Annotated in this window: 26 protein-coding genes; 18 read left to right on the top strand and 8 right to left on the bottom strand. The window is 70.0% G+C overall.

Going from position 1 to position 24,318, the window contains the following annotated elements:
• Window positions 1-50: 50 nt before the first annotated feature.
• Genes mutY through ftsY form a run of 3 tightly spaced genes read right to left on the bottom strand, consistent with a single transcriptional unit; the run spans window position 51 to window position 3,354 of the window.
• The gene (mutY, locus tag R2APBS1_RS14740; RefSeq protein ID WP_015448533.1) at window positions 51-1,112 is read right to left on the bottom strand and encodes an A/G-specific adenine glycosylase; all 1,062 of its coding nucleotides are present in this window, start codon (window positions 1,110-1,112) and stop codon (window positions 51-53) included.
• Window positions 1,109-2,176, bottom strand: coding sequence for an AsmA family protein (locus tag R2APBS1_RS14735; RefSeq protein WP_015448532.1), 1,068 nt, complete (start codon window positions 2,174-2,176; stop codon window positions 1,109-1,111). The genes mutY and R2APBS1_RS14735 overlap by 4 nt, the downstream gene beginning before the upstream one ends.
• Window positions 2,177-2,199: 23 nt before the next feature.
• Window positions 2,200-3,354, bottom strand: coding sequence for a signal recognition particle-docking protein FtsY (gene ftsY / locus R2APBS1_RS14730; protein ID WP_015448531.1), 1,155 nt, complete (start codon window positions 3,352-3,354; stop codon window positions 2,200-2,202).
• Between the two features lie 89 nt (window positions 3,355-3,443).
• Between ftsY and rsmD the strand changes: the two genes are divergently transcribed.
• From rsmD to R2APBS1_RS14695, 7 genes are all read left to right on the top strand, one after another.
• Complete coding sequence (gene rsmD / locus R2APBS1_RS14725) at window positions 3,444-4,025, top strand: 16S rRNA (guanine(966)-N(2))-methyltransferase RsmD (RefSeq protein ID WP_015448530.1); 582 nt, start codon at window positions 3,444-3,446, stop codon at window positions 4,023-4,025.
• Between the two features lie 43 nt (window positions 4,026-4,068).
• Window positions 4,069-4,608 (top strand): pantetheine-phosphate adenylyltransferase, encoded by a 540-nt coding sequence (coaD, locus tag R2APBS1_RS14720; RefSeq protein ID WP_015448529.1) that lies wholly within the window; start codon window positions 4,069-4,071, stop codon window positions 4,606-4,608.
• Complete coding sequence (locus R2APBS1_RS14715) at window positions 4,601-5,104, top strand: hypothetical protein (RefSeq protein ID WP_007511410.1); 504 nt, start codon at window positions 4,601-4,603, stop codon at window positions 5,102-5,104. The genes coaD and R2APBS1_RS14715 overlap by 8 nt, the downstream gene beginning before the upstream one ends.
• A gap of 94 nt (window positions 5,105-5,198) precedes the next feature.
• Entirely contained in the window at window positions 5,199-5,459 is a 261-nt protein-coding gene (locus R2APBS1_RS14710; protein ID WP_007511409.1) for a YfhL family 4Fe-4S dicluster ferredoxin, read from the top strand.
• Complete coding sequence (gene ggt, locus R2APBS1_RS14705; protein WP_015448528.1) at window positions 5,456-7,180, top strand: gamma-glutamyltransferase; 1,725 nt, start codon at window positions 5,456-5,458, stop codon at window positions 7,178-7,180. Before R2APBS1_RS14710 ends, ggt begins: the two co-directional genes overlap by 4 nt.
• A 166-nt stretch (window positions 7,181-7,346) precedes the next feature.
• Window positions 7,347-8,219 (top strand): MBL fold metallo-hydrolase, encoded by an 873-nt coding sequence (locus tag R2APBS1_RS14700; RefSeq protein ID WP_015448526.1) that lies wholly within the window; start codon window positions 7,347-7,349, stop codon window positions 8,217-8,219.
• Window positions 8,219-9,253: a TMEM43 family protein gene (locus tag R2APBS1_RS14695; protein WP_015448525.1), complete on the top strand. Its 1,035-nt coding sequence runs from the start codon at window positions 8,219-8,221 to the stop codon at window positions 9,251-9,253. Before R2APBS1_RS14700 ends, R2APBS1_RS14695 begins: the two co-directional genes overlap by 1 nt.
• A gap of 28 nt (window positions 9,254-9,281) precedes the next feature.
• On the opposite strand, the gene R2APBS1_RS14690 is transcribed toward R2APBS1_RS14695, so the two are convergent.
• From R2APBS1_RS14690 to R2APBS1_RS14670, 5 genes are all read right to left on the bottom strand, one after another.
• On the bottom strand, window positions 9,282-10,565 hold the full coding sequence (locus R2APBS1_RS14690) for an EAL and HDOD domain-containing protein (protein ID WP_015448524.1): 1,284 nt from the start codon (window positions 10,563-10,565) through the stop codon (window positions 9,282-9,284).
• Between the two features lie 105 nt (window positions 10,566-10,670).
• Window positions 10,671-11,117, bottom strand: coding sequence for a flagella synthesis protein FlgN (locus R2APBS1_RS14685; protein ID WP_015448523.1), 447 nt, complete (start codon window positions 11,115-11,117; stop codon window positions 10,671-10,673).
• The gene (gene flgM, locus R2APBS1_RS14680; protein WP_007511401.1) at window positions 11,114-11,437 is read right to left on the bottom strand and encodes a flagellar biosynthesis anti-sigma factor FlgM; all 324 of its coding nucleotides are present in this window, start codon (window positions 11,435-11,437) and stop codon (window positions 11,114-11,116) included. The genes R2APBS1_RS14685 and flgM overlap by 4 nt, the downstream gene beginning before the upstream one ends.
• 109 nt (window positions 11,438-11,546) lie before the next feature.
• On the bottom strand, window positions 11,547-12,278 hold the full coding sequence (flgA, locus tag R2APBS1_RS14675; protein WP_015448522.1) for a flagellar basal body P-ring formation chaperone FlgA: 732 nt from the start codon (window positions 12,276-12,278) through the stop codon (window positions 11,547-11,549).
• Window positions 12,275-13,579, bottom strand: coding sequence for a methyl-accepting chemotaxis protein (locus tag R2APBS1_RS14670; RefSeq protein WP_015448521.1), 1,305 nt, complete (start codon window positions 13,577-13,579; stop codon window positions 12,275-12,277). The genes flgA and R2APBS1_RS14670 overlap by 4 nt, the downstream gene beginning before the upstream one ends.
• A 196-nt stretch (window positions 13,580-13,775) precedes the next feature.
• Between R2APBS1_RS14670 and R2APBS1_RS14665 the strand changes: the two genes are divergently transcribed.
• From R2APBS1_RS14665 to flgK, 11 genes are all read left to right on the top strand, one after another.
• Window positions 13,776-14,714, top strand: a complete 939-nt coding sequence (locus R2APBS1_RS14665; RefSeq protein ID WP_015448520.1) for a chemotaxis protein — start codon at window positions 13,776-13,778, stop codon at window positions 14,712-14,714.
• Between the two features lie 170 nt (window positions 14,715-14,884).
• Window positions 14,885-15,289: a flagellar basal body rod protein FlgB gene (gene flgB / locus R2APBS1_RS14660; protein ID WP_015448519.1), complete on the top strand. Its 405-nt coding sequence runs from the start codon at window positions 14,885-14,887 to the stop codon at window positions 15,287-15,289.
• Window positions 15,289-15,705 (top strand): flagellar basal body rod protein FlgC, encoded by a 417-nt coding sequence (gene flgC / locus R2APBS1_RS14655; protein ID WP_015448518.1) that lies wholly within the window; start codon window positions 15,289-15,291, stop codon window positions 15,703-15,705. The genes flgB and flgC overlap by 1 nt, the downstream gene beginning before the upstream one ends.
• A gap of 34 nt (window positions 15,706-15,739) precedes the next feature.
• A complete protein-coding gene (locus R2APBS1_RS14650; RefSeq protein ID WP_231381729.1) occupies window positions 15,740-16,378 on the top strand; it encodes a flagellar hook assembly protein FlgD in 639 nt (212 codons plus the stop codon).
• A 36-nt stretch (window positions 16,379-16,414) separates the two neighbouring features.
• The gene (gene flgE / locus R2APBS1_RS14645) at window positions 16,415-17,638 is read left to right on the top strand and encodes a flagellar hook protein FlgE (protein ID WP_015448516.1); all 1,224 of its coding nucleotides are present in this window, start codon (window positions 16,415-16,417) and stop codon (window positions 17,636-17,638) included.
• A 146-nt stretch (window positions 17,639-17,784) separates the two neighbouring features.
• Window positions 17,785-18,525, top strand: coding sequence for a flagellar basal-body rod protein FlgF (gene flgF, locus R2APBS1_RS14640; RefSeq protein ID WP_015448515.1), 741 nt, complete (start codon window positions 17,785-17,787; stop codon window positions 18,523-18,525).
• A 50-nt stretch (window positions 18,526-18,575) separates the two neighbouring features.
• A complete protein-coding gene (flgG, locus tag R2APBS1_RS14635; protein WP_015448514.1) occupies window positions 18,576-19,361 on the top strand; it encodes a flagellar basal-body rod protein FlgG in 786 nt (261 codons plus the stop codon).
• Window positions 19,362-19,372: 11 nt separating this feature from the next.
• Window positions 19,373-20,053 (top strand): flagellar basal body L-ring protein FlgH, encoded by a 681-nt coding sequence (gene flgH / locus R2APBS1_RS14630; protein ID WP_015448513.1) that lies wholly within the window; start codon window positions 19,373-19,375, stop codon window positions 20,051-20,053.
• A 149-nt stretch (window positions 20,054-20,202) separates the two neighbouring features.
• Complete coding sequence (locus R2APBS1_RS14625; RefSeq protein WP_007511377.1) at window positions 20,203-21,276, top strand: flagellar basal body P-ring protein FlgI; 1,074 nt, start codon at window positions 20,203-20,205, stop codon at window positions 21,274-21,276.
• Window positions 21,277-21,291: 15 nt separating this feature from the next.
• Window positions 21,292-22,368 carry a flagellar assembly peptidoglycan hydrolase FlgJ gene (gene flgJ, locus R2APBS1_RS14620; protein ID WP_015448511.1) on the top strand — a complete coding sequence of 359 codons (1,077 nt, stop codon included), beginning with the start codon at window positions 21,292-21,294 and terminating at the stop codon, window positions 22,366-22,368.
• Between the two features lie 72 nt (window positions 22,369-22,440).
• Window positions 22,441-24,315 carry a flagellar hook-associated protein FlgK gene (gene flgK, locus R2APBS1_RS14615; RefSeq protein WP_015448510.1) on the top strand — a complete coding sequence of 625 codons (1,875 nt, stop codon included), beginning with the start codon at window positions 22,441-22,443 and terminating at the stop codon, window positions 24,313-24,315.
• The last annotated feature ends 3 nt before the right edge of the window (window positions 24,316-24,318 follow it).

Here is a 24,318-nt window from a genome sequence, read left to right as displayed (position 1 = left end):
TCGGATCCTGATGGGGCGGTCGCGATGCGGCGTGCAGCTTGCGGGGCGGCTCAAGGCTTGTCGTTGATCTGCAGCAGGAGGCTGCGCACCGGCGCGGGCAGACCGAGTGCGCCCAGTTCGTCGGCGTCGCACCAGCGCAGCTGCGGATTATCGGCGATGCCGCGCTGCGCTGTCGCGTGGTCGAACAGCAGCGGCTCGATGGCGAGCTTGTAATGGCTGAAGACGTGGGTGAACGGGGCGAGCGCCTGCGCGTCGTCGATCCGCGCGTGCTGCTGCGCGAGACGCCAGGCGCCGTCCGGGTCGCTGGCTTCGGGCAGGCTCCACAGGCCGGACCACACGCCTTGCGGACCGCGCCGCTCCAGCAGCACGCGGCCGCGGCGGTCGCGCAGGACCAGCATCACGGTGGCGCGGGTGGGGATGGATTTCGCCGGCTTGCGCCCGGGCAGCTGCGCGGTGAGGCCGTCGCGGCGGGCGACGCAGTCGGCGGCCAGCGGGCAGTCCGCGCAGCGCGGGCGCGCACGCACGCAGACGGTGGCGCCCAGGTCCATGATCGCCTGGGTGTAGTCGGCGACGCGCGCGGCCGGCGTGTGCGCCTCGGCGTGTTGCCACAGCTGCTTTTCCACTGCGCTGTCGCCGGGGTAGCCGTGGATGCCGTGGTGGCGCGCCAGCACGCGCTTGACGTTGCCGTCGAGGATGGCGAAGCGCAGCCCGTGCGCCTGCGCCAGGATCGCACCGGCGGTGGAGCGGCCGATGCCGGGCAGCGCGGCCAGCGCGTCGAAGTCGCGCGGCAGTTCGCCGCCGTGCCGCTCGACGCAGAGCTGCGCGGCGCGATGCAGGAAGCGCGCGCGGCGGTAGTAGCCGAGGCCCGACCACAGCGCCAGCACGGTGTCCTCGTCGGCAGCGGCCAGTGCGCGCAGGGTGGGCAGCGCGTTGACGAAGCGCTCGAAGTAGCCGAGCACGGTGGCAACCTGGGTCTGCTGCAGCATCACCTCGGACAGCCACACGCGGTAGGCGTCGCGCCGGCCGTCATCGAGTGCGCGTTGCCATGGCAGGTCCTTGCGGCCGTGCTGGTCGAACCAGCGCAGCAGGCGGGGGGCCAGGGATGCATTCATGGCTGCTTCTTGCCGGCGGGTTTCGCCGGTGCGGCTACCGTTCCGGCCGGCGCGGGCACGGCGTCGCCGGCACGGATGGCGAGACCCTCGATGTGGATGCCGCCGGCGTCGAGCTGCGCGATCTCGGCATGGCCGCTGCCCGGCGGCACGCTCAATTGCGGCCCCTGCGGGTCGCCCAGCTGGCTCCACCAGTGCGCCAGCGCCAGCGGCGGCAGGCGCAGGTCGGCGTGGTTGGCGGGGCCGTCGAGTTTCAGCGTGAGCAGCAGCGGGTTGCTCTGGTCGGCGGGGGTCAGCTGCAGCGAGACGTCGTACTGGCCGGCACTGGCCTGGTCGAGCTTGCCGGCAAGGCTGGCGGCGGCGTCGGCGGCGCCGTGCCAGCGTGCCTGGCCGGTGAGCGCGAGCGTCGTGGTGCTGCCCTGCGACAGGTGCAGGGTGATGTTGTTGAGCTGCAGCGCGTTGCCCTCGATGCGCGGCGTGGCGGACAGCCGCAGCCGCAGCGGCGTGCCGGCGGCGGTGACGGCGGACAGCGCGAGCGGGAACGGCTGGCCGGAAATCAGGCTGCCGGCTTCGAGCGAGACATTGCCGAGCAGCACCTGGTTGCCGCGCACCACGCTGCCGCGGCTGATGCTGACGCCGGTGTCGATGCGCGGGATGTTCGGCGGCGCGCCCTCGGCTTGCGCAGGCAGCACGGCGAGCCAGTCCTGCAGCGCGTCGAGGTCGACCCGCGGCGACTCGATCTGCAGTTGCGAGATCACCGTGGGGCCGCCGAGCACGGTATGCCACGGCAGCACCAGCTGGCCGTGCGCGGCCAGCAGGATTGGCGCGCCGGCGCCTGCGGCATTGAGCGTGATGCCGTCCAGGCCCAGTGCCGGTCGCGGGAACAGGGTCGGGCTGGCCGGGCTGGCCAGGTTCAGTTCGAGCCCGGCGCTGCGCGCCTGGGTCTGCAGCATGCGGGTGAAGCGCTCCGGCTGCAGCAGGATGTAGACCGCGATCACCGCGGCGAGCAGCAGTGTCAGCGCGACGCCGCCAAGGGCCAGCAGGGTCAGCCGCAGTCGGCGCGACATGCGCTCAGCTCCGCCATTGCGGTTCAGTCATGGCCCGGCGCCTCGCCGCCGAGGCTGGCCGGCAGCAGGCCGTCGACGAACGCCGCGGCTTCGAACACGCGCAGGTCGGTGGCGCTCTCGCCCAGGCCGACGAAGCGGATCGGCAGGCCGAACTCGCGCGCCAGCGCGAACACCACGCCGCCCTTGGCGGTGCCGTCGAGCTTGGTCACCACCAGCCCGGTGACGCCGACGATCTGGCGGAACTGGCGCACCTGGCTGACCGCGTTCTGGCCGGTGGTGCCGTCGATCACCATCAGCACCTCGTGCGGCGCGTCGGCATCGAGCTTCTTCAGTACGCGGGCGATCTTGCCCAGCTCGTCCATCAGGCCGCCCTGGGTGTGCAGCCGGCCGGCGGTGTCGGCGATCAGCACGTCGGCACCTCGCGAGCGCGCCGCCTGCAGCGCGTCGAAGATCACGCTGGCGGCGTCGGCATCCTGGCCCTGCGAGATCACCGGCACCGCGTTGCGCTCGCCCCAGGTCTTCAGCTGCTCGACCGCGGCGGCGCGGAAGGTGTCGCCGGCGGCCAGCATCACCGCGCGTTTCTCGTCGCTCCAGCGGCGCGCCAGCTTGCCGATGGTGGTGGTCTTGCCGGCGCCGTTGATGCCGACCACCAGCACTACGAACGGTTGCCGGCCGGCCACCTGCAGCGGCTGCTCGACCGGCCTGAGCAGGACCAGCAACGCCTCGCGCAGCGCAGCCAGCAGCGTCGGGGCGTCGGCAAACTCGCGCTTGTGCATGCGTTTGCGCAGGCTCTCTACCAGCTCGGTGCTGGCCTCGATGCCGACGTCGGCGCCGATCAGGGCGGTTTCCAGTTCGTCGAGCAGGTCGTCGTCGAGTTTCGGGTGACGCACGAACAGCGAGCCGAGGCTGCGCGCGAAGGCGCTGCCGGACAGCCGTTCGCGCCAGCTGCGCCTGGCCGGGGTCGCCGTTTCGGCGACGTCATCGCCGGCCGGCACCGCGAAGCGTTCGGTTTCGAGCTGGGTTTCCGCCGGCGCGGCGATTTCTGCCAGCGCTTCGTGCAGGGGGCCATCGCCGCTCTCCGGTGCGACGGCGTCGGCGGTTGTCACGACGACGGCGTGCTTCTCCTCCTTGTCGGCAGGCCCCGTTTCAGCGGGCTTTTTCTTCCAGAACTTGAGCATTGCGGGCGTGATTCGAAGACAATGGGCGGCATGCTAACACCCCAACCCGTACTGCCCGCTGAGGGTCCGTTCGCCGAGGGCACGGCGGCATGAACGACATGCGCCGGGCCGCGCCGGGGCGCATCCGCATCATCGGCGGCAGCCTGCGCAATTCGCGGCTGGAGGTGCCGAACCTGCCCGGCCTGCGCCCCACCGCCGAGCGGGTGCGCGAAACCCTGTTCAACTGGCTGGCGCCGGTGATCGACGGCGCGCGCTGCCTGGACCTGTGCGCGGGTACCGGCGCGCTCGGCATCGAGGCGCTGTCGCGCGGCGCGGCCGCCGTGCAGTTCGTCGAGCGCGACGCGCGCGCGGCGCAGGCGTTGCGCGCGAATCTGGCGCGGCTCAAGGCCGACGGCGGCCAGGTGGCGGCACTGGAGGCGGAGGCGTTCCTGCGCGGCACGGCACAGCCCTGCGACGTGGTGTTCCTCGATCCGCCGTTCGCGCTGGAGCTGTGGCCGGCGCTGGCGCGGCAGCTGGAGCAGGGTGGCTGGCTCGCCGCGCGGGCCTGGATCTACGTGGAGTCGCCGCGCGGCCCCGCACCGGCGCTGCCGCCGAACTGGCAGTTGCATCGCGAAGGCCAGGCCGGCGAGGTGCGCTTTGCGCTCTATCGGCGCGCGCTTCCGTTAAGCTAGGGTCAATTCCGCTACCGCCTTCCTCCGTCTTGTGAGCAAACCATTGGGCAATCCGCGCCTGGCCGTCTATCCGGGCACCTTCGATCCGATCACCAACGGCCATACCGACCTGGTGACGCGGGCGGCACCGCTGTTCGACAAGGTGGTGGTGGCGGTGGCCGACAGTTCCAGCAAGGGGCCCGGCTTCAGCATCGGCGAGCGGATCACCCTGGCGCGGCTGGCGCTGGCCGACCTGCCGAACGTGGAGGTGCGCGGCTTCGACTGCCTGCTGGCCACCTTCGTGCAGGATATCGGCGCTGGCGTGATCATCCGCGGGCTGCGCGCGGTGTCGGACTTCGAATACGAGTTCCAACTGGCCAGCATGAACCGGCATCTGATTCCGCAGGCCGAGACGCTGTTCCTGACGCCGGCGGAACAATACAGTTTCATCTCCTCCTCGCTGGTGCGCGAGATCGGCCGCCTCGGCGGCGATATCTCCGGTTTCGTGCATCCGGCGGTACAACAGGCCATGCGGCAGCGCTGGCAGAAGGGCCGGACCGGCCACAACAAGCAACCCGAAACGGAAGGTGACCACCATGCGTAAGTTCGTTCTCATCGCTGCCCTCGCGCTGACCGCCAGTCTGGCCTTGAGCGCCTGCGGCAAGCACGAATCCGCCGAGCAGGCCGGCCAGCAGGCCAGCCAGCAGGCGACCAAGCCGACCGATCCGAACGACACCAAGGCGTGGAACGCCTATCTCGGCCAGATCGTGCAGAACAACATGCAGGGCATGAAGGCCGACCGTCCGTACCCGTACCTGGTGCCGGCCGGCGATTCGGAGGAGGCGGTGGCCGGTCGTGGCCGCCAGCTGTCGAACGTGCAGGACACCGTGGCGCGCGGCGTGCTGCCGGGCAACATGCTGGTGTTCGCCGGTCCGGATTCGGCCAAGACCGCCGACCTGGTGGTCGCGGCGTTCAAGGATGCCAAGCCCGGTTCGTTCAAGGACGTGATCATCCTGTTCATCGGCGACCAGGCTGACCAGCAGCGCGTCGATGCCGTGCTGAAGCCGACCGGCGCCACGGTGCGTTTCGTCGCGATGTGAGAAAGCCGGAGCGAGTGGAGAGCAGTGGGCTGGGAGAGGCGGCTTCGCCTCCTCGCCTTTCCCGCTACTGCTCCCTCGCTTCTGTTTCGATCCCATGTCCCTGAAGATCCTCGACACCTGCGTCAATTGCGACGTCTGCGAACCGGCCTGCCCGAACAAGGCGATCTCGCTGGGCGAGGAGTTCTACGTGATCGACCCCGCGTTGTGCACCGAGTGCGTCGGTCATCATGACGAGCCGCAGTGCGTGGTGGTGTGCCCGGTCGAATGCATCGTCAGCGACCCCGACCACGTCGAATCGCGTGAACAGCTTGAACTCAAGTATCGCCAGCTGATGGCGAAGGAGTCCGCGGCATGAGGTTTTCCCTGAACTGGGCAGTGCTCTCGCTGAGCCTGCTGCTGGCCGGCAGCGCGGCGTTCGCCGCCGACGGCGCGCCGTCGGCGGCGCCGACCGCAGCGACCCCTGTCGCGCCACTGCGCCCCGGCCACGCGGCCGTCGCCAGCGCGAATTTCCATGCCACCGAAGCCGGCCTCGAAGTGCTGGCCAAGGGCGGCAATGCGTTCGACGCGGCGGTGGCGGTCGCCTCCACGCTGTCGATCGTGGAACCGGAGAGTTCCGGCACCGGCGGCGGCTTCATGGCGGTGCTGCACCGGGCGAAGGACGGCCGCAACATCTTCATCGACGCGCGCGAGACCGCGCCGGCGGCGGTGAACCCGAAGGATTACCTCAACCCGGACGGCAGCCCGAACCGCGACACCGCGTTGCGCGGGCCGCTGTCGGCCGGCATCCCCGGCCAGCCGGCCGGGCTGGCGCTGCTGTCCAGCCGCTACGGGCGGCTGCCGCTGGCGCAGTCGCTGGCGCCGGCGATCCGCATCGCCCGCGACGGCTTCCAGCCGGACGAGCGCCTGCGCGGCGCGATCGCCGGCACGCAGAAGGACCTCGAGCGCTGGCCGGCCTCGGCCGCCAAGTACCTGCCGGGCGGCAAGCCGCCGGCGGAGGGCGCGACCTGGCGCGACCCGGACCAGGCGCGCACGCTGGAACTGCTCGCTGCGCACGGCCGCGACGGCTTCTACCGGGGCGAGACCGCGCAGAAACTGGTCAAGGCGGTGCGCGCCGCCGGCGGCAACTGGACGCTGGCCGACCTGGCCAACTACCAGGCGAAGGAGCGCACGCCGATCAGCGTGGACTATCGCGGCTACCAGATCATCACCGCACCGCCGCCGTCGTCCGGTGGCGTGGCGATCGCCGAGATCCTCAACATCCTGTCCGGCTACGACCTGACGAAGATGGATGCCGCCACGCGCGTGCACTACATCGTCGAGGCGATGCGCCGCGCGTTCCGCGACCACAACGACTACCTGGGCGACCCGGACTTCGTGCAGATGCCGCTGGACATGCTGCTGTCGCCGTACTACGCCGCCGGCCTGCGCCAGAGCATCCTGCCGGACAAGGCCACGCCGTCGTCGATGCTGCCGCGCGCCGAGGCACCGGAGCCTGGCATGCACACCACCCATTTCTCGATCATCGACGCCGACGGCAACATGGCTGCAGTGACCTCCACGGTGAACTACACGATGGGTTCGGGCTTCGTCGCCGCCGGCACCGGCGTGCTGCTCAACGACGAGATGGACGACTTCGCGCTGGTGCCGAACAAGCCCAACGTGTACGGCCTGCTTGGCAGCGCGGCGAATGCGCCCAGGGGCGGCAAGCGCATGCTGTCGTCGATGTCGCCCAGCATCGTGATCGGTGCCGAGCGCACCGCGGTGATCGGCTCGCCCGGCGGCTCGACCATCATTACCCAGGTGCTGGAAGGCATCCTGCATTTCATCGACGGCGAGAGCGCGCAGCAGATCGCCGCGCACAAGCGCTTCCACCACCAGTACCTGCCGGACATGGTGATGGTGGAGGACGGCACGTTCGACGCCGCCACCGGCGAGGCGCTGACGAAGATGGGCTACACGCTGAAGCCGCGCGAGTCGTGGGGCTTCATGAACGTGGTGACCTGGGACCGCAAGGCCAACAAGCTCGACGCCGCCAGCGACCCGCGCCGACCGTCGGGGCTGGGCAAGGTGCAGTGAGGTCGGGCCATGGAACTGTTCTCGATACTCGGCAACTCGCAGCAGCTGGATGGCGGCGCCATGTGGTTCGGCCCATCCGTGGGCCTCACCCCGCGCGCTGCGCGGGGCCGCCTGCGGCGTCCGGATTCGCTCCCGGCGAATCCGTCGGCAACGCGAGGTATCTGAGATGGAACTCTGGTCCCTGCTCGGCAACTCGCAGCAACTGGACGGCGGCGCCATGTTCGGCAACGCTCCCAAAGCGTTGTGGTCGCGCTGGATCGCGCCGGACGCAGAGAACCGCATTCCGTTGGCCTGCCGCTGTCTGCTGGTGAAGGGCCTGGACGGCCGCAACGTGTTGTTCGAGACCGGTATCGGCGCGTTCTTCGAGCCGGCGCTGCGCGAACGCTATGGCGTGGTCGAGCCGCAGCATGTGCTGCTGGATTCGCTGGCCGAAGTGGGTCTTTCTCACCAAGACATCGACGTGGTGGTGCTGTCGCACCTGCACTTCGACCATGCCGGCGGCCTGCTGGCGGCATGGGAGGACGGCCAGCCGCCGCGGCTGCTGTTCCCGAACGCGCGTTTCGTGGTGGGCGCGGAGCATTGGCATCGCGCCACCCACCCGCACTCGCGCGACCGCGCCTCGTTCGTGCACGAGTTGCAGCCGCTGCTGCAGGCCAGCGGCCGGCTGGAGCTGGTCGAGGGCGAACATTCGCAGACGCTGGGCAAGTCGGTGCGCTTCTTCTTTTCGGAAGGCCATACGCCGGGCCTGATGCTGGCCGAAGTCGGCGGCGTGGTGTTCTGCGCCGACCTGATCCCGGGCCGCTTCTGGGTGCATCTGCCGATCACCATGGGCTACGACCGCTGGCCGGAGAAGCTGATCGACGAGAAGCGCGTGTTCCTGGAAGACAAGCTGGCGCGCGACGTGCGGTTGTTCTTCACGCACGACCACGATTGCGCGCTGGCACGGGTGAGTCGCGGCGAGCGCGGCCGCTTCGGCACGGCCGACGAGCAGCAGGTCGTGCGCGGCATGCCGCCGTACCATCAGGCGGGAGCGGCCTGATGGTACGGCGCAAAGGGGTCTCCCTGCAGGCGCTGGCCTTGAACGTCGTCGGCGCCTTGCTGGTGCTGGCCGGCATCGGCCTGGTGGCGACTACCGCGCGCAGCCTGCTGAACTACCGCGCGGTGGCCAGCCTGCACGGCGGCGAGGTGATCGACCTCGGCACGAACTCGCCGCCGAGCGGCGGCCAGCACGGCGCGATGGCGCGCGTGGTCGGCACGCCGACCGTGGTGGAGGCGCCGCGCGATCCGGATTTCAACCTGCGGGCGGATACCCCGGTGCTGGTGCGCCACGTGGAGATGTTCCAGTGGCGCGAGGTGCGCGTCGGCAGCGGCGTGCACTACGAACTGGACTGGGTCGACCACCTGCTCGATGCCGGCCATTTCGAGGAGCCGCAGGGCCATGCGAACCCGGCCAGCTTCCCGCTCAGCGGCAAGCAGTTCGATGCCGGCCTGGTGCGGCTGGGCGGGTTCGAGCTGGGGCCGGTGCTGCTGCATGCGATACCGGGCACGCAGCGGGTCACGCCCGACCCCGGCGCGCTGCCGGCGAACCTGGCGGCCAGTTTCAGCCGCTACCAGGATTACCTGGTGACCAGCGCGCGGCCGGGCGACCCGCGCCTGGGCGACGTGCGGGTGAGCTGGAACGAGGTGCCGCTGCAGCAGCTGACCGTGGTCGGACGCATCGACGGCGACCGGTTGGTGGCGGCCACCGATGCCGCCGACGGCAAGGGTTACGTCGTGCAGGTCGGCGACGTGCCGGTGCTGGACATCTTTCCGGACTTGCCGGTGCCGCCGGAGTTCGTGCTGAGCTGGCGGGTCCTGGCGGTGTTGCTGGCTTCGCTGGGGACGTTCGTGCTGCTGGCGACCCAGCGTGACCGGCGCGACCCGCTGCTGGCGCTGGGCCTGGGCGCCCTGGTCGTGGGCATCGTGGCCAGCGTGCTGTGGCTCGGCGAAGATACGCGCACCATGTTCGGCTGGCTGGCGCTGGCGCTGTGCGGCCTGCTGCTCACCGGCTGGCGGCTGCGCCGCGCGCGCTGAATGCGCGCGCTCCTTGCGTGCGGACTCCTTACGCCGTGGCCGACTTGCCGCCGGCAGAGGCGAACACCTGATCGGCCCACTGCGTGGCGCCCAGGTAGATCGTGGCCATGCGCTGGATGCGCTGCGGCACGGCGTGTTCGCTGGTCAGCTCGCCGGCCTCCCAGGCCAGGATCTGTTTCAGCAACGGCGCGAACGGGCCGCCGCGGCCGGTCAGCGCGTCGCTGATCTCCGGCACCAGCCGCAGGTGGGTCAGCAGGAACTCCATCGGCGCGCACATCAGCGTGTCGAGCAGGGAGAACAGGCCCACGGTGAAGGCCATCTCCGGATGGCCGTTGGGCATGCCGGTGGCCAGCTTCTCGCACATGTGGGCGCGGATCAGCGCGGCGCGCAGCAGCTCCGGCGGGCGGTCGTCCATGCCGCACATGGACATGGTGTCGATCCAGTTGCGCATGCGCGTGACGCCGAAGAAGATCGCCGCCTGCTGCACCGACTTCAGCTGCCGCGGCAGCGCGAAGTAGGCCGAGTTGACGCAGCTCAGCAGCTTGTAGCTGAGCACCGCGTCGTCGCGCACGATGTTGCCCAGTTCCACCGGGCCGGGGTTGCTTTCCTGCAGCACGCGCATCAGGCGCAGCATGCTCAGCCGGTTGGCGGTGAGCACGGGCACGGCCACCGGCTGCGGGATCAGCAGGTAGCGGCCCTGGATCGCCTCCAGCGGCAGTTGCAGGCAGCGTTCGTAGGTGGGGTGGTCGTTGACGTGGCCGGCCACCACCTGGATGCCGCGCAGGTGCAGTTGCTCGGCGTGCTCCTTCAACCGCTCGGGGCTCAGATGGCTGGCGTCCAGCCGCACCAGTTGCACCATCTGCAGCAGCGTCTCGAGCGGCAGGCTGCTTTGCAGGTCGGCGCCGGCCACGTCGAGCATGAACTGGCAGCCGCGTTGCGCCATCTGCTGCAGGCGCTTCATCAGCGCCGTGTCGCTGGCCACGTGGGGCTGCAGCACCACGCCAAGGCGGGGCTGGTGCAGCAGCACGTCGGAGTCTTCCGGCAGCAGCTCGGCCGGCATGTTGAGGAAGGCGCGGTTGCCGCGCACCAGCCGGGTCAGTGCGCCGTCGGTGATGGTCGACAGCACGCATTGCAGCAGGGTCTGTTCGTCGCCGGGCTCGCGATGGAAGACGATTTCGTAGGCGAACAGCTGGCGCTCGCGGTCGAGCATGGGTACGCGCAACACCGGCAGCGGCACCGAGGTCGGCACGCCGTCGCGACCCGGCGCGCCGATGGAGGGGGTGTCAGCGGTGGAGGCGTTCGGATGGCTCATGATCAGTCGTCGTGGTTAACGCTGGGCATGCCGGGGAGGCTGCTTCGCGGTCAGTGGGAAGATCGTCTGCGTGGGCAGCTGGGGGTGCCGCCTCTCATCGCGCTGTCATACCGCCGCCAGTACCTGCGAACGCAGGCTGGCCCGCAGTTCGCCGGAGCGGCCGTACAGTTCGTTTTCGCCGGCATGCCCGGTCAGGACGGCCAGCGCCCGGCGCGTCTGGTTCAGCCGCTGGCTGACCACGCTGCCGTTGCGCTGGTTGAGCAGGTGGCAATACTGCAGGCGCTGCACGATCCGGCTCCAGCCGGCCGCTGCCGCGGCTGCCACGGCCGGCTGTTCGGACGCCAGCTGCTGGCGCTCGGCATCGAGTTGCTCCAGTTGCAGCATCAGCGCCTGCTTGCGCGTGCCGGCCTGGTCCAGCGCGTCGCTGTCGCTGGCGTCCAGCGCCGAGCGCTCGGCCTCGAGTACCTGCGCGAGCCGGTCGACCGCCTGCTGCATGTCGCCCAGCACCGCGGCCAGCGCCTCGTCCAGCTCGTGCTGCAGGCGTCGGTTCATGCCTTGCCCGTGCCGCCGAGCTGCTGTTCCAGCGCGAGCATGCGCTCGGCGATGCGGTTGGCGTCGATCGTGTAGCTGCCGTCGGCCAGCGCCTGGCGCAGCCGTTCCACCCGCGGCGCGTCGATCGCGGAGCTGTCGCCGGTGCGCGCGGCTTCCTGCAGCGCGAGGGCCGAATCGGTCAGCTTGAGCTGGTCGCCGGCCTTGGGCGCGGACGCCGCGGCATCCGCCGGGCCGCTGGCCGTCGCCGCCGGGCCGTTGCCCGAGCTGCCGGTGGTCTGCGTGAATTTCGGCAAGCCGTTGTTGGGAATGGTCGTATTCATGGGTCCGTGCTCGCTGGGGTGTGGCCCTGTAACCGTCAGATCGGCCGCTGTCGCGGAAACTTTAGGGGTGAATGGCGAGCGTAGCGGCGTGGGCACCGGTTTGTCCGGCTCATGGCAGTGCGACCACCACGCCGGGGGCGCTGACCATTGCGTCGACCACCTTGCCCGAGCTCTCGTTGCGCACCCGCAGGCGGGCACCGTTGTCGCCGCTGCCCATCGCCACGCCGGCTGCGCGCACCTCGATGCCGTCGAGCCGGGCCACCATTTCCACGCGATCGCCGGCACGTACCATGCGGCGGCCACCCAGCGCGCCGGGCGAAAGCACGCTGCCGCTGGCCAGCGCGCGGGTCAGCGTACGGCCAGCCACCTGGGCGAGATTGTCGATATAACCGTAGCCGAGCCGGGTGACGTCGCGCTCTTCCGCGTGCACGTCCGCCGCGCCCAGGCCGTCGCCACGCAGCAGCAGCCGGCTGGTCACCAGCACTTGGCGGAACAGCTCGAGCCGCAACGGCACCCGCACGGTCCAGCCCCCGGGTTGCGGGCATTGCACCGGCACCGTCATGCGCGATGAGGTTGCCGCGTGGGCGGGGATCACCGCGCGCAGCGGCTCGCGGCAGGCGTCCAGGCGCAGGCGCAGGTCGAGCGGCGCGGCGCTGACCACCACGCGGCCGCCGGGCAGGGCGTAGTGCTCGCGCACGGCCTGCTCGGCCGCGCTGCGCACACTGTCGGGCGATTGCGTCGCGGTGGCCGCGGTGTCGGCACGGGCCCGCTGCGGCCACGCCGCACCGCTGCCCAGCGCGGCGACCAGCACACCGAGAGCGATGAGCCGGGGTTTCCTCATGCGTCCGCCAGCAGGGCGCCGAGTTGCCCCAGCAGGGCTTCACGTCCGGATTCCATCTGCTGCGACAGCGCGGCGGCCTGTTCGAGCTGGCCATCGCACAGCAGCGAGACGAAGCGGCTGCCCTGTTCGCACAGGCGGCTGCCGCTGTCGCTCAGACCGGCGCTGGCGGGGTGGCCCTGGTACAGGGTGCCCAGCCGGTCGACGCTGCGGTTGATTGCGTGGGTGTCGAACCAGCGCCGGTCCAGCGCGCCCGGTTCCAGCAGCGCCAGCTCCGCCGCCTGGCGCAGGCTCAGCGATGCTTCGCGCAGGGTCAGGCTGAGGCTGGCCGGGTCGCGGCCGCTTTCGCCTTCCAGCCAGTCCAGCCCCAGCCGATGGGCCAGCAGGGCGGCGCGGTGCAGCGAGTCGGACTGGCGACGCGCTTCGTTGCCGCGGCGCTGCAGCGCACCGAGCGCGGCCTGCGCCGCGGTGGCGCGCGCGTGTTGCACGTCGTGGTTCTGCTGCAGCTTGTGGATGCGTCCGCTGGCGGCCCGCAGCACTTCGCTGCCCTCGCGCAGGGTAGTGCCGGACTGGCCGACGCCGGCCTGCGCGCGCTCAAGCTGCTGCAGGCCGTGTTGCACGTCGCCATCCAGCTGCAGCGAGAAGTCGCCGATCGAACCGGTGACGGTCTCGATCTCGGCGGTGGCCAGCGTGGTCTTCTCCGCCAGCTGCTTGACCTCGTCGGCGACCACGGCGAAGCCGCGGCCTGCCTCGCCGGCACGCGCCGCCTCGATCGCCGCGTTCAGCGCCACCAGGTTGGTCTGGTGCGCGATCTCCTGCACCACGCCGATCAGCTTGCGGATCTGCGCGACCTGCTCGGCCAGCTTGCTCTGGTTGCGGTTCATCGCCGACAGCGCGCTGCGCAGCAGCCGCAGCTGGCCGTCGAGTTCGCTGACACTGCGCTCGCCGGCCTGTCCGGCCTGGCTGGCCTGGTCGAGCTCGGCACCGATCTGCTGCAGCGCCGTCGAGATACCGGCGCTGCCATCCGTCAAACGATCGACGCTGCCGCGGCCTTCGCCGGCGGCCTTCTCCAGCGCCGCCTGCTCGCGCGACAGTTGCTGCACTGCGCCGAGCACCAGGCTCTGCTGTTCCACCGTCTGCAGCGCCACCGAGGCGGGCGGGCGGCCGACGACGCGGGCCAGCAGCGGCGCCAGCGCCAGCGCCGCGCGCGGGTAGCGGCGCCGCAGCGCGGCGAGCTGCGCGTCGTCGCCCGCGGCGGCGGCCTCGACCAGGGCAGTGAGGTGCTGGTTCCAGATCAGGCTCATGGGGCGGAGATCACCTTGGTTATGGCGCGGGAGTGCAATCGCTGCATCGACAACAACCTTCGAAACTTGAGGAAGCAAGTCGCATGCCAGCCCAGGGCATGGCGGCCCCTTCGCCGGCGCCGCTCAAGCTCGGCGGGCCACGGCCGATAGCCACCGCGTACGGCCGCCACGGCGGCAACCCACCCGAGGAGACCGCATGGGCGGCACGTTGCTGGAAAAAGTGGAGCAGCACACCCGACTGGCCGGGCACAACCGCGTGGCGATGCTGCTGTTCCGGCTGGGCGACGAGCAACTGTTCGGCATCAACGTGTTCAAGGTGCGCGAGGTGTTGCGCCGCCCGCCGCTGGAGCGCATGCCGGGCGTGCACGCCTTGCTGGCCGGCAGCTGCGACTACCGCGGGCAGACCATTCCGGTGATCGACCTGGCCGCCGCGCTGGGCTACGCGCCGCTGCGCGAGGTGGCATCGGCGCACCTGATGGTGACCGAGTTCAGCCGCTCGGTGCAGGGCTTCCTGGTGGCGGACCTGCAGCGCATGGTGCAGTGCGCGGGCGAAACGCTGGTGGCGCCGCCGAGCAACCTGGGCTTCGGCGCGCGGGTCAACGCGGTAACCCGCATCGACGGCGCGCTGATGGCGGTGGTCGACGTGGAGCATGTGCTGGCCAGCATCGACGCCGCGCCGGCCGAGCTGTCCGTGCAGATGCAGCGCGCCGCCGACACCCGCGCGCTGTCGCCGCGGCGGGTGATGGTGGTGGACGATTCGCTGATCGCCCGCCGCCGGCTGGTCGGCCTGTTCAAGCAGATGAACATCGAGTGCGTGGTGGCGACGGATGGCCGCGAGGCGCTCGAGCGCCTGCAGGAACTCGCCGTGGGCGACCCCGCCAACGGGGTCAGGCTGGTGGTGTCGGACATCGAGATGCCACGGCTGGACGGCTACGCGCTGACCCGCGCGATCCGCGAGGCGCCGGGCCTGCGCCAGCTCAAGGTGGTGCTGCACAGTTCGCTCAGCGGCATCTTCAACGAGGCGATGGTGAAAGAGGTCAAGGCCGACGGTTTCGTCGCCAAGTTCCAGCCGGACCTGCTGGCGCAGGCGGTGCTGGAGCTGTTGCCGGAGCCGGCGGAACCGCCGGCGGGCTGACGTCCGCCGCGGCCCGGCAGGGGCAGCGTCAACAATCCGTCTTTTCGCCGATGCCGCTTTCGTGGCGTTGCCGGTGTTGCCGCGCCAGCCCAGCTGCAGCAACGCTTCTCCCCGTGGTGGCATGCAAATTGCCTCCAGCTCCGTGCGGCAACTGCACGCGGAGCGAAGCGATGTCCCTGACCACTGACAACCTGTTCGGCATACATACCCAGGCACTGGACCTGTGGCAGCGCCGTACCGAAGTGCTCGCCAACAACCTGGCCAATGCCGATACGCCGGGCTATCTCGCCCGCGATGTCGACTTCCGCAAGGTGCTGGCGGACGCCAGCGGCGGCGCCGGCAGTTTGCCGCTGCAGACCACGGCCGCCGGCCAGATCGGCACGGCCGGGCCGGCGGCGGACGGCGCGCTCGCCTACCGCGTGCCGACCCAGCCGAGCATGGACGGCAATACCGTCGATGCGCAGGCCGAACAGGCCGCCTTTGCCGCCAACGGCGTGCACTACCAGGCCAGCCTGTCCTTCATCACCGCACAGATCCGCATGCTGCGCACCGCCATCACCGGAGGCCAGGTCTGATGTCGCTCTTCTCGATCTTCAACGTCGCCGGTTCCGGCATGGCGGCACAGTCGCTGCGCCTGAACACGGTAGCCAGCAACCTCGCCAACGCCGACAGCGTGGCGACCACGCCGGAAGCGGCCTATCGCGCACGCGAACCGCTGTTCGCCGCGGTGAAGAGCCGGCTGGACGGCAGCGATGCGCCGGGCGAAGGCGTGCAGGTGCTCGGCGTCACCGAGAGCCAGGCGGCGATCCCCAGCCGCTACGAACCCGGCAACCCGCTGGCCGACGCCGACGGCTACGTCTACAGCAGCAACGTCAACCCGGTGGACGAGCTGGTCAACATGATCTCCGCCTCGCGCTCGTACCAGAACAACGTCGAGGTGATGAATTCCACCCGCCAGCTGATGCAGAAGACGCTGGACCTGGGCAAGTGAGGCGGCGAACCATGAGGCAGACGGCATGAGCGGCATGAATGTTTCCAACGTGGGTGCCAGCGCCGGCCAAGCGGCCAGCGTGGGCAAGGACAAGACCTTGAGCCAGGCCGATTTCCTCAGCCTGCTGACGCAGCAGATGCGCAACCAGGATCCGACCAAGCCGATGGATTCGTCGCAGATGGTCAGCCAGCTGGCGCAGATCAGCCAGGTCTCGGCGACGCAGGCGCTGCAGAGCTCGTTCGACGGCCTGAGTGCCGCGCTGCAGGGCAACCAGATCCTGCAGGCCAGCGGCATGGTGGGGCGCAGCGTGGTGGTGCCGTCCGCGGCCGGCACGCTGCGCGACGGCGGCCTGGACGGCGCGGTGAACGTGCCCGACGGCGGCGGCCAGGTGCTGGTGAAGATCAGCGACACGCACGGCAACGTGCTGCGCACGATCAGCCTTGGCACGCCGCCGGCTGGGCTGGCGCGTTTCCACTGGGACGGCACCGGCGACGGCGGCCAGGCGCTGCCGGCTGGCACCTACGGCCTGGCGGCGCAGGCCGGCGATACCGCCGTGGCCACCTACGTCAGCGGCAAGGTCACCGGCGTGGGCATGACCGGCAGCGACGGTACCTACCTGGATGTGGACGGTTTTGGCGGTGCCCTGCTGAGCCAGGTCGCGCAGATCAACTGACGGCCCCGCGGGGCTTCAACACAGAGGAATTATCCGATGGCTTTCAACATTGCCTTGAGCGGTCTCAACGCAGCCTCGAAGGATCTGGAGGTTACCGCCAACAACATCGCCAACACCGCCACCACCGGCTTCAAGGGCTCGCGTACGCAGTTCGCCGAGCTGTTCAACGCCGCCGGCCCCAACCTCAGCTCCAGCCAGACCGGCAGCGGCGTGCGGCTGACCAACGTGGCGCAGCAATTCACCGCCGGCAGCGTCGAGACCACCAACAACAGCCTGGATTTCGCCATCAGCGGCGACGGCTTCTTCACCGTGCGCGACGGCAAGGGCTTTTCCTACACCCGCGCCGGCGCGTTCCAGAAGGACCAGAACGGCTACGTGATGAATGCCAACGGCCAGCGCCTGCAGGTGTTCCCGCCGGTCGCCAACGGCGGTTTCGACAACAGCACGCTGACCGACCTGCAGTTGCTCACCGCGCAGAACGCGGCCAAGGCCACCGGTACCGTGCAGATGTCACTGAACCTGCCGTCGGACGCCACGCCGCCGGCCACCGCCTTCGACCCGCTCAACGACCCGTCCAGCTACAACCAGGCCACGCCGTTCACGGCCTACGATTCGCTCGGCGCCACCCACAACGGCGTGGTCTATTTCGTCAAGGGTGCCGCTGCCAACGTGTGGAACGCGAGCCTGTATATCGACGGCACGTCGACCGGCGCGTCGCAGCAGCTGACCTTCAACAGCAGCGGCGCACTGGTCGCGCCAGCCAACGGCAAGCTGAGTTTCCCGGCGGTGTCGGTCAGCCCCGGCGCCGACCCGATGCAGCTCAGCCTGGACATGAGCAAGGCCACCCAGTTCGGCAACGCCTACGCGGCCAGCGCGATCAATCCGGACGGCTATCCGACCGGCATCCTGTCCAGCATCGACGTGTCGCGCGAGGGCGTGGTGCAGGCCAAGTATTCCAACGGGCAGACCACCGCGCTCGGCCAGCTCGCGCTGGCGCAGTTCTCCAACGAACAGGGCCTGCGCCAGCTGGACAACACCAACTGGGCCGCTTCCTACGATTCCGGTACGCCGGTGATGGGCGCGGCCGGCAACGGCACCTTCGGCAGCGTGCAGGCCGGTGCGCTGGAGGCCTCCAACACCGCCGACCTCACCGCGCAGCTGGTCAACATGATCAAGGCGCAGCGCAACTACCAGGCCAACGCGCAGGTGATCTCCACCGACAACCAGCTGACCCAGACCATCATCAACATCCGCAATTGACCTCACGCGAATGCGTGAGGTCATCCCGGCGCAGGCCGGGATCCAGTGAAAGAGCCGTCCCGGCGGAAGCCGGGACACAACGTCAAGGCAACACGCTGGATTCCGCCTGCACCGGAATGACGAGTTAAAACCATTCGAGGTTTTCCATGGATCGTTCGCTCTATGTAGCCATGACCGGCGCCACGCAGATGATGCGCGGGCAGTCGGAGGTGGCGCACAACCTGGCCAACGCCGACACGGTCGGCTTCAAGGCGCAGCTGTCGGCGTTCCAGCCGCTGGCGGTGCAGGGTCCGGGCCTGCCCACGCGGATCAACGGCGTGGCGCAGGGGCTGGGCGTGGACCTGCGCGAGGGCGGCCAGATCGAGACCGGCCGCGAGCTGGACGTGGCGGTGCAGGGCGCCGGCTGGATCGCGGTGCAGGGCGCCGACGGCAGCGAAGGCTATACCCGTGCCGGCGAGCTGCGGCTGACCCCCGACGGCCTGCTCACCGACGCCCGCGGCAACCTGGTGCTCGGCGACGGCGGCCCGATCAGCGTGCCGCAGAGCGCGCACGTGAACATCGGCGCCGACGGCACGGTGTCGGTGGTGCCGATGGGGCAGGGTCCGGAGACGATCGCCGCGGTCGGCCGCATCAAGCTGGTCAACCCGGCCGCCGACCAGCTCGCGCTGGGCAGCGACGGGTTGATGCACCTGGCCGGCGGCGCCACGGCGGATGCCGACCCCGCGGTGACGCTGAAGTCCGGCGTGCTCGAATCCAGCAACGTCAACCCGGCGCAGACGCTGGTGCAGATGATCCAGCTCTCGCGCCAGTACGAGCTGCAGATCCGCGCCATCCACAGCGCCGACGAGAACGCGCAGTCAGCCTCGCGATTGCTGCAGATGACCTGATCACACGAATTTCATAAAGACATCCAGACGTCCAGACGGAGTCCATCGACATGTTCTCATCCCTGTGGGTAGCCAAGACCGGCCTCGATGCGCAGCAGACGCGCATGGACGTGATCTCGAACAACCTCGCCAACGCCAACACCACCGGCTACAAGAGCGCGCGCGCCTCGTTCCAGGACCTGGTCTACCAGAACCTGCGCCAGCCCGGCGGCCAGACCACCGAGCAGACCCAGGCGCCGTCCGGCCTGATGCTGGGCACCGGCGTGCGCGTGGCCGGCAGCGAGAAGCTGTTCACCCAGGGCAACATCGAGCAGACCGGCAACTCGCTGGACGTGGCCGTGCAAGGCCGCGGCTTCCTGCAGGTGACGATGCCCGACGGCTCGATCGCCTATACCCGCGACGGCTCGCTGCACATGGACCAGAACGGGCAGATCGTCACCGCCAACGGCTACGCGATCGACCCGGCCATCAGCGTACCGGCCAACGCGCAGAGCATCACCATCGGCAGCGACGGCACCATCAGCGTGAGCGTGCCGGGGCAGGCCGCGACGCAGCAGATCGGCACCGTGCAGCTGGCCGACTTCATCAACCCCGCCGGCCTGCAGCCGAACGGCGACAACCTCTACCTGGAAACCGCCTCCAGCGGCTCGCCGCAGATCGGCCAGCCTGGCCTGAACGGCCTGGGCACGCTGGCGCAGGGCGCGCTGGAAAGCTCCAACGTCAACGTGGTGGAGCAGATGGTCAACATGATCGAGACCCAGCGCACCTACGAGATGAACTCCAAGGCGGTGTCCGCCGCCGACTCGATGCTGCAGTTCCTCACCAACAAGACCTGAGGCGCGCCGTGATGTCCGTTCGTCGCCATCCCTTTGCGTTGTGCGCGCTGGCCCTGCTGGCCGGTTGCGCCAGCGGCCCGCGCGCGCACGACGATGCCGAGTGGGCGCCGACGCCGCCGCCCGCGGCGCAGATCGCGCCGGCGCAGGCCGACGGCTCGATCTACCACGACCAGCAGAACATGGAGCTGTTCGCCGACCCGCGCGCGCACCGCGTCGGCGACATCCTCACTGTGGCGCTGGTGGAAAGCACCCAGGCCAGCAAGAAGGCCACCACCAGCACCAGCAAGACCGACAAGGCCAACATCGCCTCGCCCACCGTGCTTGGCCAGAACCTGTCGATCGGCGGCAAGGTGGCAAACATCGGGCTGGACGGCAAGCGCAGCTTCGACGGCGCCGGTTCCAGCACGCAGAGCAACCAGCTCACCGGGCAGATCACCGTCACCGTGGCGCAGCGCCTGGCCAACGGCAACCTGCTGGTGCGCGGCGAGAAGTGGCTGACCATCAACCAGGGCCAGGAGCTGGTGCGCATCTCCGGCATCGTGCGCCCGCAGGACATCGGCCAGGACAACGTGGTGCCGTCCACCCGCGTCGCCGACGCGCGCATCAGCTACACCGGCCGCGGCACCCTGGCCGACGCGAACACGCGCGGCTGGCTGTCGCGCTTCTTCAATTCCAAGTGGATGCCGTTCTGATGAACACCACACCGCGCATTTCTGCTCCCTCCCCTGCTTGCAGGGGATGGCTGGGGTGGGGTGCTCTTCGCCGGAAGATCAAAAGCTTTACCCCCTCCCAGCCTCCCCCTGCAGGCAGGGGGAGGGGCGCTATCGCCGCATTACTGGTGTTGCTGCTCGGCGCCATCGCCCCGGCCCATGCCGACAAGATCCGCGACCTGGTGCAGGTGGCGGGCGTGCGCAGCAACCAGTTGATCGGTTACGGCCTGGTGGTGGGCCTGGACGGCTCGGGCGACCAGACCACGCAGGCGCCGTTCACCACGCAGAGCCTGGAGAACATGCTGCAGCAGTTCGGCATCACGGTGCCGGCCAACGCGCGGCCGCAGCTGAAGAACGCCGCGGCGGTGATGGTGACGGCGGATCTGCCGCCGTTCGCCAAGCCGGGCCAGACCATCGACGTCACCGTCGCCTCGATCGGCAACGCCAAGAGCATCCGCGGCGGCCAGTTGCTGATGGCGCCGTTGCGCGGCGCCGACGGCAACGTCTACGCGGTGGCGCAGGGCAGCGTGGTAGTCGGCGGCATCAGCGCGCAGGGCAAGAGCGGCTCCAGCGTGCAGGTGAACATCTCCGCCAGCGGGCGCATCCCCAACGGCGCCTCGGTGGAGCGCATCGTGCCCTCGTCGTTCGCCGGCGGCGGCGACCTGATGCTGAACCTCAACACCGCCGACTTCACCACCGCCACGCGGATCGCCACGGCGGTCAACCGGGCCTACGGCGCCGGCACCGCGCAGCCGCTCGACGGCGGCTCGGTATCCGTGCGCGGGCCGCAGGATCCGGCGCAGAAAGTGGCATGGCTGGGCGCGATCGAGAACCTCGACGTGCAGCCGGGCGATGCCCCGGCGCGCATCGTGGTGAACTCGCGCACCGGCACCGTGGTGATCGGTTCCGACGTGCGGGTCAGCGCCGCCGCGGTGGCGCACGGCGCAATCCAGGTCACCATCAGCGAGCAGCCCCAGGTCAGCCAGCCGGCGCCGTTCGGCCGCGGGCAGACCGCGGTGGTGCCCAGCAGCAGCGTGCAGGTCAGCGAAGAGGGCGCGCACATGTTCAAGTTCGGCCCCGGCGTGAGCCTGGACACCATCGTGCGCGCGGTGAACCAGGTCGGCGCCACGCCGAGCGACCTGATCTCGATCCTGCAGGCGCTGAAGCAGGCTGGCGCGCTTCATGCAGACCTCGTGGTGATCTGACCGAGCGACGGAACCATGACGCCGACCAACAGCCCCGCGCCCGCGCTCGACACCTGGACCGAACTGTCCGGCTTCCAGCAACTGCGCGCGCAAGCGCGCAGCGATGGCGGCAAGGGTGCGTTGCCGGCAGTGGCGAAGCAGTTCGAGGCGATCTTCACCCAGATGATGCTGAAGTCGATGCGCGACGCCAACACCAGCATGGGCAGCGACTTCGCCGGCAGTGAGCAGGTCGACTCCTATCGCCAACTGTTCGACCAGCAGCTCTCACTGAGCTTGGCCAACGGCAACAACGGCCTCGGCATCGCGAAGATGCTGGTGCGCCAGCTGGGCGGCAAGCCGCCGACGGCCGCCGTCGATGCCCATGGGCGGTTGCCGCTGCCCACTGCCGATGTGGCCAACGCCAACGTGCGCGCGCTGCTGCAACTGGGCGCCGGTGGTGGCGCGGCTGACGGGGCCGACGAGGCGGCCGGCAGTACCGGCATCATGGCCATGCCCTCGACCGCCGACGCCGGCTCGGCATGGCGCCAGGCACTGGACCGCATGGCGCAGGGCGCGCTCGAGGCGGCCGGCAGCGCGGCGCAGCTGCTGCCGGGCGGCGACCCGGTGGGTTTCGTCCGCGCGCTGGCGCCGCACGCCGAGCAGGCGGCGAAGCAGTTGGGCGTGTCGGTGCGCGCGCTGCTGGCGCAGGCGGCGCTGGAAACCGGCTGGGGCAAGCACCTGCCCAGCCACCGTGACGGTAGCAGCAGCTTCAACCTGTTCGGCATCAAGGCCGGCGGCAGCTGGGATGGCGACAAGGTCAGCGTGCCCACGCTGGAGTACGAGGGCGGCGTGGCGGTGCGCCGTCGCGACCAGTTCCGTGCCTACGACTCGCCATCGGAATCGTTCTCCGATTATGCCCGCCTGCTGACCGACAGCCCGCGTTATGCGCAGGCGCTGGGTCAGGGCGAGAACATCGCCGGCTTTGCGCGGGCACTGGTGCGCGGCGGCTACGCGACCGACCCGGCGTACGCGGCCAAGATCACCGCGATCGCCAACAGCCCGCAGATGCGCGAGGCGCTGGCGGCGCTGCGGTCGTCGGGTGAACTCAAGTGAACGCGGGCCCGGCCGTTACCGTGATCACGTGCCGTGCCGTTCCGGCGGCGCCCCAGGTGTCGAGGATGATCCATGGCTGACATGCTTTCGACCGGCGTGTCCGGACTGCTTGCCGCGCAGATCGGGCTCAGCACGGTAAGCCACAACGTGGCCAATGCGAACACCGACGGCTACAGTCGCCAGCTGGTGTCGTACGCCGCGCGGCTACCCGAGGGGCAGGCCAACTACTACGTCGGCACCGGCGTTAATACCGTGGCGGTGCAGCGCGCCTACAGCCAGTTCCTGAACAGCTCGCTGTGGTCGGCCACCTCGGCGCAGGGCCGTGCCAGCAGCATGGACAGCCTCACCGGCCAGCTCAATGACCAGCTGTCCGGCAACAGCAACCTACAGACCTCGCTGGACAGTTTCTTCGGCGCCGTGCAGGACATGGCCAACGCGCCGTCGGACGCGGCCTCGCGCCAGGTGCTGCTGGCCCGCGCGGGCGGGCTGGCCAGCACCTTCCGCGCGCTGTCCGGCCAGTTCAATCAGCTTTCCGGCCAGGTACAGCAGCAGATCGGCGAGGCGGTCGATGCGATCAACAGCGACAGCCAGTCGATCGCCAGGTTGAACGGGCTGATCCGTTCCTCGCAGGCCACCGACGGCACGCCGCCGGCCGACCTGCTCGACCAGCGCGATGCGCTGGTGAAGAAGCTGGCCGGCCAGGTCGGCATCAGCGTGGTGCCGCAGAACGACAACACCCTCAGCGTGTTCGTGGGCAACGGCCAGGCGCTGGTCACCGGCACCGAGGCGCACGCGCTGGGCACCGCGCCCAACATGTACGACGCCACCCGGCTGGAAGTGGTGGGCGCGGCGTCCGGCGCCGTGCTGAGCGGGCGCATCGGCGGCGGCACCTTGGGCGCCCTGCTGGATTTTCGCGGCAACGTGCTCGATCCCGCGCAGAACCAGCTGGGCCGTGCCGCGCAGGCGCTGGCCAGTGCGTTCAACGCACAGCACGCGCAGGGCATGGACCTGCGCGGCGAGCTCGGCGGCACCTTCTTCGACGTGGCCGGCCCGACCGTGCAGGCGGCCGCCAGCAACAGCGGCAGCGGCACGCTGGGCGCCGCCATCGGCGACATTGGCGCGCTGACCGGCAAGGATTACGTGCTGAGCTACGACGGCAGCAGCTGGCGCATGCGCGACACCAGCGGCAACAGCGTCGCGTTGAGCGGCAGCGGCACCAGCGCCGATCCGTTCGTCGCTGCCGGGCTGAGCCTGGTGGTGGGCGGCAGCGCGAACGCCGGCGACAGCTTCCGCGTGCAGCCCAGCCGCAACGCCGCTGCGAGTTTCTCGCTGGCAATCGACGACCCCGACAAGGTCGCCGCCGCCGCGCCGCTCAAGGCCACTGCCGCGGCCGGCAACACCGGCACCGCAGCAGCGGCAGTCAGCGTCAGCGACGGCAGCAACCCCAACCTGTTCAACAGCAGCTCCGTGGTGTTCGCCTCGACCACCAGCTACAGCATCGACGGCGGCCCGGCGCAGGTCTTCACCCCCGGTCAGCCGATCGTCCACAACGGCTGGAGCCTGCAGCTCGGCGGCGCACCGCAGGCCGGCGACAGCTTCGGCGTGCAGGCCAACAGCAACGCGCAGGGCGACAACAGCAACGCGCTGATGCTGGGCAAGGTGGCCAATCTCGGCGTGCTCGACGGCGGCGTCACCAGCGCGGGCCGTGCCTACAGCCAGCTGGTCGGCCAGGTCGGCAGCGCCGGCGCGCTGGCCAAGGACGACCTGACCACGCAGACCGCGGTGTACCACCAGGCGATGAGTTCGCAGCAGAGCGTGTCCGGCGTGAACCTGGACGAGGAAGCCGCCAACCTGCTGCGCTACCAGCAGGCCTACCAGGCTTCCGCGCAGGTCATCAGCACCGCCAACAACATCTTCGGCGCGCTGCTCAGCGCCGTGAAGGGGTAAGCC

It is taken from the genome of Rhodanobacter denitrificans, from assembly GCF_000230695.2.
In the GTDB taxonomy this organism is placed as follows: Bacteria; Pseudomonadota; Gammaproteobacteria; order Xanthomonadales; family Rhodanobacteraceae; genus Rhodanobacter; species Rhodanobacter denitrificans.
The sequence above is the reverse complement of the archived record's forward strand: the minus strand, read 5'-3'. Positions and strand labels throughout refer to the sequence as shown.